Genomic DNA, 12,219 nt, shown 5'->3' with positions numbered 1-12,219 from the left:
GTCAGCCCCTCGTGATGGCGCCGCGGAGGTCGCGACGGAGGACGAAGCGCTGGTAGACCAGCGCGATGACGAGCGAGACGACGAAGAGGATGACGGCGACGGCGCTGCCGTAGCCGACCTGCGAGCGGCCGTTGCCGTACTCGACCATGTAGGTCGCCATCGTCTCGGTGGCGTTGAGCGGGCCGCCTCCCGTGAGGATCCAGACCATGTCGAACAGCTGGAGAGAGCCGATGACCGACAGGAAGGCCCAGATGCGGATGGTCGGCCCGAGCAGCGGGAGGGTGATGTAGCGCTGCGTCTGCCACCAGGTCGCGCCGTCGATCGACGCGGCCTCCGAGAGCTCCTCCGGCACGCCCTGGAGCCCGGCGAGCATGAGGATGATCGCGAAGCCGAGGTACTTCCAGGTGATGACGGCGAAGAGGGTCCAGAACGCGACCGACGGGTCGGCGAGCCAGAGCGGCTTCTCGCCCGACCAGCCGAGCGAGGTGAGCGCGGAGTCGACGGGCCCGCCCGGGGGGAGCATGAGGCGGAAGGCGAGACCGGCGACGACCTCGCTCAGCACGTACGGAACGAAGATGAGGGTGCGGATCAGGGCGCGGCCGCGCAGGTTGCGGTTGAGCAGCAGCGCGATGCCGATCGCGAGCGGGCCCTGGACGGCGAGCGAGAGCCCGACGATGGCGAAGTTGTTGCCCATCGCGCCGAGGAAGATCGGGTCCTGCAGGGCGCGGGCGTAGTTGTCGACGCCGATGAAGCGGTCGAGTGCGCCGAGGCCGTTCCAGTTGAAGAAACTGTAGACGGCGGCGAGGGCCACGGGCACGAGCACGAACGTCGTGTAGACGACGAGCGCCGGCAGGGCGAAGGCCCAGATGAGGAGGGCGCCGCCGGAGCGCTGGCTGCGCCGGCGCGCGGTGGCGGAGGAGCGGGTCGGGGTGGGCGCCGGGCCCGCGGCGGAGACCGCGGGCCCGGCGTTCATCGTGGAGAGGGGCATGGGATTACAGCGTCGCCGCGGCGTTCCTCATGCTGTCGACGATGCTGTCGGGCGAGCCCTGACCGCCGAAGAGCGAGACGATGCCCTCGTTCATGGCGCCGCCGACGGTCGGGCCGTAGGCGGTGTCGAGCCAGAGCTGCACGTAGGTCGACGACTGCAGGCCGGCGAGCACCTGCTGGAGGTTGACGTCCGCGATGCCGGCCTCGGAGCCCGGCGTGACGGGGATGCCGGCGCCGATCTCGCCGAAGCGGGTCTGCACCTCGACGCTCGTGATGTAGTTCAGCAGGTCGGTGCACTCCGGCGGCGACCACGCCGAGCAGGAGAATCCGTCGCCGCCGCCGAGGGCCGCGGTCGGGTCGCCCTGCGCGCCGTCGATGGCCGGGAAGTTGAACCAGCCGAGGAACTCGGGCGGCGTCGCGTTCTCGTCGCCCGACTCCTCCTGGAGGATGCCGCCCATGACGCCCGGGTTCCAGTGGCCCATGAGCTCCATGGCCGCGGCACCCGTGGCGAGCTGACCGGCGGAGCTGCCTGCGCCCTGCTGGGCGCTCGTGGCGAGGAAGCCGTCGTTGAAGGGCTCGGAGCCGATGAACTCCTCGAGGAGCTCGCCGGCCTCGAGGAAGCAGGGGTCGTCGAAGGTGTAGTCGACCTGCGCCTGCTGGAGGACCTCGGGCGCGCACGACTTGAGAGCGAAGTGGTACCAGTAGTGCGCGGCCGGCCAGCCGTCGCCCGCGCCGACGGCGATGGGCGTGATGTTCGCGGCCTTGAGCGCCTCGATGGCCTCGTACAGGTCGTCGAGGGTCTCGGGAGTGTCCTCGATGCCCGCCTGCTCGAACAGCTCGGTGTTGTACCAGAAGCCCGAGATGCCGAAGTTGAACGGCAGGCCGTAGGTGGCCCCGTCGTACTGCCACGGGGCGACGACGCCGCCGAGGGCGTCGACCTGCTCGGACACGTCCTCGCTGATGTCCTTCACGAAGCCGGCCTCGACCTGGGCGGCGAGCTCGCCCGCGCCCCACTGCTGGTAGAGGTCGAGCCCGCTGCCGGTGCGCAGCTGGTTCGGGATGAGCGTGCGCTGCAGCTCCTCGTTCTGGTAGGCGGTGACCTCGACGTTGACGCCGGGGTTGGCGTCCTCGAACTCCTCCGCGACGTCCTCCCAGAAGCCGAGGAGGGGTTCGCCGGTTCCGTTGTGCCACCAGGTGAGCGTGACCTCGTCGCCGCTCCCGGATCCGCCCGTTCCGTTCTCCGCCGGCGCGCAGGCGGCGAGGGCGCCGACCGTGATGCCGGTCAGAGCGATCGCGGCCAGGCGCCGCGCTGCTCGTCTGTTCATCGTTGAACCTCTCGAAAGTTTCGACTTCTACGTCGAAAGTGTGTGGACGGTCTGAATATACGTCGGCCCGGGAATGTGGTCAAGCACAACATATTTCGAGGGGGTAACGATGGCGCGGTCGTACGGGCCGACCGCGGTCGACCTCGAGACGGTGAGGCAGCGCGGCTAGAGCCCGACCCCGCGCGAGCGCAGGTCCTCCGCGAACGCGCGACGGAGGTCGTCCTCGACCTCGTGCGCCGCGGCGGCGATCGAGTCGAGCACCGACTCGACCCGCGTCGAGCCGATGACCGGCCATGCCCCGGGCATCGCGTCGAGCATCGCGGCGAGCGCCGCGCGGTGCACCGAGATGCCGTGCGCCATCGCCGACGCGGCGACGCGCGGCACCCGGGTCGCGAGCGGTTCGGCCTTGGGCCCGCCGAAGGGGGCGTAGGCGAGGAACGGGATGCCCGCCTCGAGGCAGTAGCGATACTCGGCTGCCGGGTCGAGCCCGAAGGCGAAGCGGTTCTCGACGGCGTCGATCTCGGTGATCGCCCGCGCCCGGTCGAGCAGCTCGACGGAGGCGTTCGACAGCCCGATCGCCTCGACGACCCCCCTCTCCCTCAGCGACGCGAGCTCGCGCACCGAGGCGTCGATTTCGTCGACGCGGTCAGCGCGATGCAGCAGCAGCAGGGAGGGCGGGGCGCCGAGCACCTCGCGGCTCCGGACGGCGTCGGCGCGCACGCGCTCGGGCGAGCCGTCGACATCCCACGCCGCTCGTCCGACGCGGAAGTGGCCGGCCTTCGTGATGATGGGGATGCCCGGGGCCTGCGCGCGCGCCGCCTGCGCGATGCGCTCTCCCGCGGCATCGTCGTCGACCGTGGCGTAGGCGCGCGCCGTGTCGATCGCGAGGACCCCGGCGTCGACGGCCGCGCGGACGACCGCGAGCGCGCCGTCGATCGTCGCGCCCTCCTTGAGCACGAGGGAGGCGACGCCGAGCACGACGCCGCGGGGCGGGAGGACGAAGCCCATCAGCGGATGCTCCGCCCGCTCGCCCGGCCGCATCGACGCGTGGTCGTGGTCATGCCTCCACCGTAGGGCTCGGAGGGGCATCCCGTCGCCCCTGCGTGGCGGTCTCGTGCGCGCGTCGTGCCCGGACGCGGCATCCGCCGACCTAGGCGGTCGTGTCCGCGCTCGAGCGCTCGGTGCGACCCGACCGGAGGAACGGCGCCACCGCGTCCTCGAGCCATGTCCACAGCTCCTGCTGGCGCTCGCCATCGAAGGTCACCTCTTCGGCCTTCGTGAGCCTCCCGATCTCCACGTACCCGTCGTGCAGGTCGGCATTCGCGTCGCCGAGGGCGAGCGCGACGGCATGCCGGCCCGTGATGCGCGAGGTGGTCGCCTTCGGGTGGATCGCCAGGACGGGGAGGATCCGCCGCCACACCCAGTACCGGAATGGCGACAGCTCGCGCACGAGGCCCGTGCCCACTGTCAGGCCCGGGTCGTAGACGTTCAGTCGTCGGCCAGCCTCCCCGAGCCGCGCCGCCCACCGATGGGCGACGGTCACGAGTGCGAGCTTGCTCGAGGCGTAGGCGATGCCGCCGCGCTCGCGACCCGCCGCGGTCGTGGGCGCATCCGTCTCGTCGATGCGTGCGAGCGCGGCGGGCTCCTGCCACTGCGGGTCGGGCACGAGGTTGAACGACTGCCTCTTCCCTCGATGGGAGGACGAGCCCATCACGACGACGTGCCCGCCGGGCGCGAGGAGCGGCTCGAGCCCCCGGACGAGGAGGTGCTGAGCGATGACATTGACCGTGAACGTGAGCTCGTGGCCCTGGGCGCCGACGTGGCGGCGATCCATGTAGTGCGTGCCGGCGTTGAGGAGCGCGGCGTCGATGCCTCCGAGGCGGTCGGTCGCCTGGAGGGAGGCGAGCTCGTCGAGCGCGCGCCGCACGCTCTCGAGGTCGCCGAGATCGCACAGGATGCCTCGGGCGCCGAGCCCCGCCGCCCGCGCCTGCCCGACGGCGGCCTCCAATCGCTGCGCATCCCGCGCGATGAGCACGAGGTTCGGGCGCCGGGGGTGCCGGATGAGGGCCTGCAGCATGCCGCCGCCGATGCCGCTCGTGGGCCCGGTGAGGAGTGCGGTGGGACGCGTGATGTCATGAACTGTCATGAGAGCACGGTACGTGATGTCACGAACTGACACAAGAGTAGAGTGGCCGCATGCCCCGCTGGCCCGAGGACTCCCGTCGCCGTCTCGTCGACGCGGCGACCGCGCTCTTCGCCGAGCAGGGCTTCGCCGCGACGACCGTCGACGAGATCGCGGCGAGCGCCGGCGTCACCGCCCGCACCTTCTTCCGGCACTTCCGCGACAAGGAGGAGGTGCTCTTCGCCGAGGACGACACCCTCCTCCCCGTGCTCGTCGCCTCGATCACCGAGAGCCCGCACGGCTTGAGCGCGGAGCAGCACATGCACCACGTCCTCGCCTCCCTCGCCGACCGGCTCGAGCCGCAGCGCGCGGCGATGCGGCAGCGCCAGCGGGTCATCGAGACGGATGTCGCGCTCGCCGGCCGCGAGCTCGCCAAGCAGGTGCGCTGGCAGCAGGCGATCGCCGAGGCGCTGCGCGGACGCGGCTTCGCGCCGGCCGACGCCGAGCTGCTCGCCGCGATCGGCTTCGCCCTGTTCCGCGGCGCGATGCTGTCGTGGATGAGCGACGAGATCGGGCCGCCGCTGCGCGAGCGCGTGCTCGCGGCCCTCCCCCGCGTCCGCTCGGTGCTCGACGCGACGGCGGGCTGAGCCGCCTAGGCTCGATCCACCGCCGCACTCCAGGAGGAGCATCCATGCAGTTCTGCGCGTTCACCGAGCCCCAGCAGGGCGCCGACTACGACACGCAGCTCGCCCACGCGCAGCGCGCCGACGCGCTCGGGTTCGACGGCTGGTTCCGCTCGGACCACTACCACGTCATGGGCGACGGCGACGGCCTGCCCGGCCCGACCGACGCCTGGACGACCCTCGCCGGCCTCGCCCGCGAGACCTCCCGCGTGCGGCTCGGCACGCTCGTGTCGTCGGCGACGTACCGGGTGCCGGGCATCCTCTCCATCCAGGTCGCGCAGGTCGACCGCATGTCGGGGGGGCCGCGTCGAGCTCGGCCTCGGCACCGGCTGGTTCGCGAAGGAGCACGCGGCCTACGGCATCCCCTTCCCCGAGAAGCGGTTCGGGATGCTCGAGGAGCAGCTCGCGATCGTGACGGGCCTCTGGGCCACCCCCGACGGCGCCACGTTCTCGTTCGAGGGCGACCACTACTCGCTGCTCGACGCGCCCGCGCTGCCGAAGCCCGCGCAGAGCACGATCCCCGTGATCGTGGGAGGCGGCGGCCCACGCCGCACCCCCCAGCTCGCCGCGCGCTACGCGACCGAGTTCAACATCGGCTTCGTCGACGAGGCGACGGTCGCTGACAAGTTCGCGAACGTGCGCGCCGTGTGCCTCGAGGAGGAGCGCGACCCCGACACCCTGTCGCTGTCGGTCGCGCTGCCGACGGTCGTCGCGGAGGACGCGGCGACGCTCCGCCGGCGCTGCGAGGCCGTGGGCATCGACCCCGATTCTCCGCACGACGCCCGCCTCGTCGGCACGCCCGATAAGGCCACCGCGAAGATCGAGCGGCTGCGCGCCTCGGGCGCATCCCGCATCTACCTGCAGACCATCGACTTGACCGACCTCGACCACCTCGACCTCATCGCACGCGACGTCATCGCGCGCGTGCGCTGACCCCGCCACCACGACCGCCACCACAGGAGCCCCATGACCCGCACCTTCGGCCACGCCATCGACTGGATGCGCGCCCGCGTCGATTCCGGCCAGCTGCCCACGGGCGTACTCGGCGTGTGCTCCGCCGACGGCGTGCTCGCGCTCGAGGCGTTCGGCACCGACGGCGGCCGCCCCGCGACCGTCGACGACCGGTACGCGCTCTACTCGGTGACCAAGCCGCTCACGGGCCTCGTGATCGCGCGCGCGATCGAGCGCGGACTGCTGACGAGCGAGACCCCGCTGCGGGTTGCCCTGCCTCAGGCCCCCGCGGGCGCGGCGACCCTCGGCCAGCTGCTGAGCCACACCTCCGGCATCGTCGACCACGAGCTCGACGGGGGCGAGTCCCTGCGGGAGTCGCTCGCGACCGCGCTGCTCGAATCCGCGCCGGGCACCGTGCGCCGATACAACAACCTCGCCTATGAGGGCGCCGTCGCGATCCTCGAGCACGCGACGGGCGAGGAGTTCATCGACCTGTTCACCGAGCTGACGGATGCGGCTGGCGCCGGCACGCTCTCGTTCGACCCGGCGGACGCGCACGAGATCCACGACGCCGACCTCGCCGGCCACGACCCGTCGCTCGTGTTCGCCGCTCGGCACCCCGCCGCCGGAGCGGTCGGCTCCGTGCACGACCTGCTCGCGATCGGGCAGTCGCTGCTCGCGGGCGACAGCCGCATCGTCGCCCCCACGACGCTCGCCGCGATGCAGCGATCACGCACGACGGGACTGCCGGTCCTCGACGAGGACCTGATCAAGCGCTTCGAGGACTTCGGGCTAGCCTGGAACCTGCCGCACCGACCCGGGCTGCTCGACCACTCGCTCTTCGGCCACACGGGCTGGACGGGCACCCAGTTCTGGATCTCGCGCGACTCGGGCCTGTGCGTCGTCGCTCTCACCAACCGCCTCGACTCGTGGCGGCCGGAGGTGGGCGTCGACTGGGATCAGCTGCTCAACGCGGCGATGAGCGCGCGGTGACCGGCGCGCCGGGTGCCGACCGGCCGCGAACGCACGTCGTCGTGCTGCCCGGCGGCGGCTACGCGCGCCTCGCCGAGCACGAGGGCGAGCCGGTCGTCGAGTGGCTGCGCGGCTTCGGGCTCGAGGCGGACGTGCTGCGGTACCCGGTCGCGACCCGGCATCCCGGCCCCTTCCACGCGGTGCGGCGCCACATCGGCGAGCTGCGGGCGCACGGGGTCGAGCGAGTCGGCATCGTCGGTTTCTCCGCAGGCGGCCACCTCGCCGGTCACGCCGCCGTGAGCGGGCTCGTCGACGCGGCCGTGCTCGGCTACCCCGTCGTGTCGATGGAACTGCCCACGCACCGCGGCTCGCGCGAGAATCTCATCGGCCTGCGCGCCTGGCCGTGGACGCGCCGCGCGCTCTCGATCGACCGGCTCGTCACGCGGGGCGCGCCGCCGATGTTCATCTGGCATACCGCGGAGGACGCGGCCGTACCCGTCGAGCACGCGTACGCACTGGGCCGCGCGCTCGCCGAGCACGAGGTGCCGCACGCGCTGCACGTCTACCCGCGCGGCCGGCACGGGCTCGGGCTCGTCGACGGCGTCTTCGGCGGCGAGGAGGCGGGGGTAGCCCGTCACTGGACGCGCGATTGCGTGGAGTGGCTGCGCGAGCTCGACTGGATCGACTAGCTCAGCGCGCGGCTCGGTCGTCGCGCGCTCACGCCCCACCGACGAGGTCGAGGGCGAGCTCACGTGCGCAGAGGACGGGAACCGCGTCCGCAGAGATCTTGGCGCCCATGATCGCGCCCTCGTAGAGGATCACAATCCGCATCACGAGGTCATCGCTCGCACCGCGCCCGAGGAGTCGACCCACGTGCTCGTGCAGCTCCTGCCGATAGCGGCGCGCGATCTCGCGCACGGGAGCCCAGTCCGGCTGCTCCACGACGGCGTTGGTGAAGGGGCACCCCACGAACGTCCTGTCCTCGATGGACCGCGCGAGCGCGTCGAAGAAGGCTCCGACTCTCACATCGGCTCCCGCGCTCTGCGAGTCCGCATCAGCAGCAGCCTCGCGCCACCGATCGAGCTCGGTCTCCAGGTACGCCGCGACGATGGCCGTCTTCCCGTCGAAGTTGTAGTACACGCTCCCCTTGGCCGCGCCCGCTCCCGCCACGATCGCGTCGATCCCCGTCGCGTTGATGCCTTGAGCCCGAAAGAGGTCGCGCGCGCTCGCAAGGATCCTCTCGCGCGCCCCGGCTCTCCTGCCACGGTCAGCAGCCGCGGCAGGCGGGAAGGTTTCGGTCATGTTGACAGCGTACTCGCGATGTGTCATTTTTGTTTAGACCGTTCTGTCTAATAAGGAGTCTTCGCATGACCCAGCTCAAGATCGCCATCCTCGTTCTCAACAACATCGAGCACGACCTCGCGCGCACCTATCGCGCGCTCAAGACCGCATCCGAGTTCGTGAACGCCGGCGACGACGTCACCATCGTCTTCGACGGCTCGGGAGTCGACTCGCTCGCGGCGGTGTCCGCCGACGACAGCAAGCTCAAGCCGCTCATCGAGTCGCTGCGCCCGCACGTGCGCGGCGCCTGCTCCTTCTGCGCGAAGGCGCACGGGGTCGTCGACCCGATCACCGCGGCCGGGTGGCCGCTGCTCACGGACAACGAGGGCGAGGCCTCGGTCCGTCAGCTCGCGCTCGAGGGCCGTCAGATCATCACTTTCTGATGACGAGGCGGGGCGGGCAGGGCGGGCAGGTCGCGCCCTGCCCGCCCCCGGTCATCGAGCGGGCGCCCGATCGTCAGCGACGGCGCGCGGTGCCGGGCGCCGTCGGGGTCGGGTGGCGGGCATCCGTCGCCCTGATGACGACGACCGACGCCCAGACGAAGCTCACCCCCACCCCGCACGCGACCACCAGAAGGGCGAGGCCAGCCGCACCCGCGCTGATGCCGACGCCGATGAGCGCATAGGTGACGGTCGCGGCGTAGACGATCGACGCGCGCGAGCCGAGGACGAACGCGACCGCGAGGCCGCTCGCGGCGAGCAGCACGAGCACCTGCCAGGTCTGACCCCACGCGGTGTCGACCGGCGCGCCCGACCCCTGCACGACGGTACCGATCTGCACGAAGAACGCCATCGAGGTCCAGCCCGAGTACGTGCCGAGGAGGCCGTAGAGCAAGCCGCGCTCGAGCGGGTTCCACGTCGCGAGCTCGTCGCGGGCGCGCACGACGCGGGTCCAGGCGACGACGTGCGCGCTGATGATGACGACGAAGACGACGAGGCCGAGGGGGTTGTCCTGCCCCAGCGAAGCGGTCGCGAGCCACAGGCCGAAGCACGCGAACACCACGCTCAGCGGACCGGCGACGCGATCGCGGATGCTCGGCAGGGGGGTGAGCGTCGACGGCCGGGCCTGCGCGAGCGCATAGCCGAGGCTGAGCAGGATGATCACGCCCCAGATGGCGAACCACGCGCCGGGCGGGACGAGGGGCGAGAACTCCGCCCCCGACTGCAGCGTCGTCGGTGAGAGCCGGTCGAACACGAGCGACGACACGGGCTGGCCGACCGCGAGCACGACGAGCACGGAGCGGAGGAGCATTCGCCGCTTCTCATCGGTTCCGCGCGTGGTGCGGGGCGGGATCGACACCGATCCGGTGTCGGTCAGGGATGCTGTGCGCACGGTCCAGGGACCTCCTCCACGACCGCGCGGGAGCCTCGCGCGCCTCGCACGAGCTGCTCGCTCCGCGGCGCGCGGTCGTTGCACGGCCAGGGTAGACCCGTGCGGCGGCGCGCAGGGAGGTCTGGGCGGGGTGTCGGCGGGTCGGGCGCGGGCGGTGTCGGGGTGCCGGTGCCGGCGTCGCTCAGGCGCCGAGGTGCTCGGCGAGCAGCGCCCGCAGCTGCTCACGGCTCGGCCGGCCACGCAGCCCGGCCTCGGTGACGTAGACCCGGCAGGCGAGCTCGCCGGTCGGCTCCCCGTGCGGGAAGGGGTCATCGCCGTCGATGAGGATCGTCGGCGAGCCGGCGAAGCCCGCGGCGAGCGCCTCATTCCCCGTCGTCACGCGGCGGACGTCGACGTCGAGGTCGTCGCGGCCGAGCTCGGCGAGCAAGCCGCGAAGGTCCTCCGCGGTCTCCGCCCAGTTCGGGCACTCGTCGATGTGCACGACCTCGATGGTGATCTGCTCAGGCATGGCGTCCTCTCTTCACGGTGATGGTCGTCCCGGTGCTGCACAACTGGTTCTCGATCTATGCGAGCGCCGGGTCCTCGCGGCGGAGGCGAGCGGTCACAGCATTGACCCGACATCAGAGCCGACCGACGGGTATGTTGCCGTCGCGGACTTCAGCTGCCGTGTCGTGAGACCCAGCTTGATCGCGAGTGCGAAGGTGTTGATCACTTCCGAGTAGCCGGGGCCGAGGAGGTGAGCGCCGAGGATCTGATCGGTCGCGGGGTCGATGATCACCTTGGTGGCGGCCGTCGTCTCGCCGACTCGATAGTTGCTGTACCAGCCGCTCGTGTCGTGAAATCGCACGTCGACATCGCGGCCGTCTCGAACCGCATCCTCCTCGAGCATGCCTACTCTGTTGAGCTCGGGGATCGTGAAGACTGTGCTCGGCACGCCGCTGTAGTCAGGCACCGTTCTGGAACCCTTGATCATGTTGGATGCCGCAACCTTGCCCTCGAACACCGCGACCGGGGTGAGCCGTTCGCCCAGCGTGTCTGCCGAGTCTCCGGCAGCGAACACCCGCGGATTGCTCCGACTCTGCAGGTGCCCGAAGACATCGACGCCCCGCGGTCCCGATGCGACGTCCGCGGCTTCAAGATCGAGAGTGTCGAGATCGGGAACGCGGCCCGCGCCATGAACGAGCAGGTCCGTCTCGATACTGGTCACCACGTCACCCCAATGGATGTCGACCTGAAGACCTGTCGCCGAGCGGTTGACAGCACCGATCGAGCTCCGGTTATGCACGTGAATGCCGACCTGCTCGCTGCGACGAACGAGGAGGTCGACGAGATCGGGGTCGAACGCGCGCAGCGGCCGTTCCCCGTGATCGACGATCACGCAGTCGGCACCAGCGCGAGCCGCAATGTGCGCGAACTCGAACGAGACGAGCCCGCCGCCGACGAAGACGATCCGAGGAGGCAGGTCGGGCAGGCTGAGGAACTCAGTGCTGTCGATCATGTGCTCGCGTCCCGGAAACTCGAGCGATCGCGGGCGGGCTCCCGTCGCGATGAGGAAGCGGTTCGCTGCAAAACTTTCGCCGTCGATCTGCAGCGCGTCAGCATTGACGAATCGAGCGCTGCCGTGGAATGTGCGGACCCCGTTCTTCCTCAGCCTGGCCTCTACATCGTGGGGAACGTCGTTGGTGAAGCCTCTCTTGTGCCTCATCAGACCTGACCAGTCGAGTGCCAGCCCGGTTGCGTCCACGCCCCTGCCCTGCAGGAGGCGGGCGTCATCGATGATCTCGGCTCCGCGACGAAGGATCTTCTTCGGGTCGCACCCCCTCAGCGCGCACGTGCCGCCGTAGGGAAGGGGGTCGACGATCCCGACGCGCCAGCCATGTGCCGCGCACCGGTTGGCCGCGGCGATGCCCGCCATCCCGGCGCCGATGACCATCAGATCGTACGGGGCGTTCATCGCGTGAACCTCGATGCGGGCGCACTCGAGACGGTCGGATGCTCCCCGACGAGTCGCAGCGTGATCTCCATGCTCGCACCGTAGACCTTCTCCTGCGCTATAAGGTCAAGGGGGGGAGGAGACGACATGAGGATCAGCGACCTGTCTGCAGCGAGCGGCGTGTCAGCGCAGGCCATCCGTTTCTACGAGCGTCGCGGTCTGCTCACGCCCAGCGCCCGGGAGGACAACGGCTACCGCCGATACGACGACTCGGCCATCGCGCGGTTGACCTTCATTCGAACCGCCCAGAGCGCGGGGCTCACTCTTGCCGAGATCGGCAGCATCATCAGCATCCGAGAGGCCGGCGAGGCGCCGTGCAAGCACGTGACCCTTCTGCTGGCGTCGAAGCGTGACGAGATACAGCGGCGGCAACGCGAGCTCGCGCTGCTCGAATCCGAGCTGATCCGCCTGATCGACGCGAGTCACGCCGTCGATCCGGCCACCTGCGCGACCGGTGGCGTCTGCGACGTCATCGCGATGACGTCGCACTGATCACGTCGAGTGCGATCCCGT

At 70.9% G+C, this 12,219-nt stretch carries 13 protein-coding genes and 1 pseudogene; 6 read left to right on the top strand and 8 right to left on the bottom strand.

The window, feature by feature from the left end; genetic code table 11:
- Nucleotide 1: 1 nt before the first annotated feature.
- The 4 genes from FHX53_RS11195 to FHX53_RS11180 all read right to left on the bottom strand — a co-directional run bounded on the left by FHX53_RS11195 (nt 2) and on the right by FHX53_RS11180 (nt 4,458).
- Nucleotides 2-988 carry a carbohydrate ABC transporter permease gene (locus tag FHX53_RS11195; protein ID WP_246335668.1) on the bottom strand — a complete coding sequence of 329 codons (987 nt, stop codon included), beginning with the start codon at nt 986-988 and terminating at the stop codon, nt 2-4.
- 4 nt (nt 989-992) lie between these two features.
- Nucleotides 993-2,312, bottom strand: a complete 1,320-nt coding sequence (locus FHX53_RS11190; protein ID WP_182491429.1) for an ABC transporter substrate-binding protein — start codon at nt 2,310-2,312, stop codon at nt 993-995.
- A gap of 165 nt (nt 2,313-2,477) precedes the next feature.
- The gene (locus FHX53_RS11185) at nt 2,478-3,320 is read right to left on the bottom strand and encodes an aldo/keto reductase (RefSeq protein ID WP_182491428.1); all 843 of its coding nucleotides are present in this window, start codon (nt 3,318-3,320) and stop codon (nt 2,478-2,480) included.
- A gap of 142 nt (nt 3,321-3,462) precedes the next feature.
- Nucleotides 3,463-4,458, bottom strand: a complete 996-nt coding sequence (locus tag FHX53_RS11180; RefSeq protein ID WP_182491427.1) for an SDR family NAD(P)-dependent oxidoreductase — start codon at nt 4,456-4,458, stop codon at nt 3,463-3,465.
- A 50-nt stretch (nt 4,459-4,508) separates the two neighbouring features.
- Between FHX53_RS11180 and FHX53_RS11175 the strand changes: the two genes are divergently transcribed.
- From FHX53_RS11175 to FHX53_RS11160, 4 genes and pseudogenes are all read left to right on the top strand, one after another.
- Nucleotides 4,509-5,081 carry a TetR/AcrR family transcriptional regulator gene (locus FHX53_RS11175; RefSeq protein ID WP_182491426.1) on the top strand — a complete coding sequence of 191 codons (573 nt, stop codon included), beginning with the start codon at nt 4,509-4,511 and terminating at the stop codon, nt 5,079-5,081.
- A gap of 44 nt (nt 5,082-5,125) precedes the next feature.
- Nucleotides 5,126-6,050, top strand: a pseudogene (locus FHX53_RS11170) (LLM class F420-dependent oxidoreductase).
- Nucleotides 6,051-6,083: 33 nt separating this feature from the next.
- Nucleotides 6,084-7,061, top strand: a complete 978-nt coding sequence (locus tag FHX53_RS11165) for a serine hydrolase domain-containing protein (RefSeq protein ID WP_182491425.1) — start codon at nt 6,084-6,086, stop codon at nt 7,059-7,061.
- Nucleotides 7,058-7,729 (top strand): dienelactone hydrolase family protein, encoded by a 672-nt coding sequence (locus FHX53_RS11160; RefSeq protein ID WP_182491424.1) that lies wholly within the window; start codon nt 7,058-7,060, stop codon nt 7,727-7,729. Before FHX53_RS11165 ends, FHX53_RS11160 begins: the two co-directional genes overlap by 4 nt.
- A 28-nt stretch (nt 7,730-7,757) precedes the next feature.
- Here FHX53_RS11160 and FHX53_RS11155 read toward each other — a convergent pair whose 3' ends face one another.
- Nucleotides 7,758-8,342, bottom strand: coding sequence for a TetR/AcrR family transcriptional regulator (locus FHX53_RS11155; protein ID WP_182491423.1), 585 nt, complete (start codon nt 8,340-8,342; stop codon nt 7,758-7,760).
- Between the two features lie 65 nt (nt 8,343-8,407).
- On the opposite strand from FHX53_RS11155, the gene FHX53_RS11150 reads away from it, so the two are divergent.
- Nucleotides 8,408-8,764, top strand: a complete 357-nt coding sequence (locus FHX53_RS11150) for a DsrE family protein (protein ID WP_182491422.1) — start codon at nt 8,408-8,410, stop codon at nt 8,762-8,764.
- Nucleotides 8,765-8,837: 73 nt separating this feature from the next.
- Here the strand turns inward: FHX53_RS11150 and FHX53_RS11145 are convergent, their stop codons facing one another.
- From FHX53_RS11145 to FHX53_RS11135, 3 genes are all read right to left on the bottom strand, one after another.
- Nucleotides 8,838-9,713, bottom strand: a complete 876-nt coding sequence (locus FHX53_RS11145; protein WP_182491421.1) for a hypothetical protein — start codon at nt 9,711-9,713, stop codon at nt 8,838-8,840.
- A gap of 181 nt (nt 9,714-9,894) precedes the next feature.
- On the bottom strand, nt 9,895-10,221 hold the full coding sequence (locus FHX53_RS11140) for a thioredoxin domain-containing protein (RefSeq protein WP_220476395.1): 327 nt from the start codon (nt 10,219-10,221) through the stop codon (nt 9,895-9,897).
- A 93-nt stretch (nt 10,222-10,314) separates the two neighbouring features.
- On the bottom strand, nt 10,315-11,667 hold the full coding sequence (locus FHX53_RS11135) for a dihydrolipoyl dehydrogenase family protein (RefSeq protein ID WP_182491420.1): 1,353 nt from the start codon (nt 11,665-11,667) through the stop codon (nt 10,315-10,317).
- Nucleotides 11,668-11,793: 126 nt separating this feature from the next.
- On the opposite strand from FHX53_RS11135, the gene FHX53_RS11130 reads away from it, so the two are divergent.
- Nucleotides 11,794-12,198: a heavy metal-responsive transcriptional regulator gene (locus tag FHX53_RS11130; protein ID WP_182491419.1), complete on the top strand. Its 405-nt coding sequence runs from the start codon at nt 11,794-11,796 to the stop codon at nt 12,196-12,198.
- Nucleotides 12,199-12,219: the final 21 nt, after the last annotated feature.

Origin of the sequence: Microcella alkalica, assembly GCF_014137945.1 — a bacterium.
Classification (GTDB): domain Bacteria; phylum Actinomycetota; class Actinomycetes; order Actinomycetales; family Microbacteriaceae; genus Microcella; species Microcella alkalica.
This window is presented reverse-complemented; position numbering and strand designations above follow the sequence as displayed.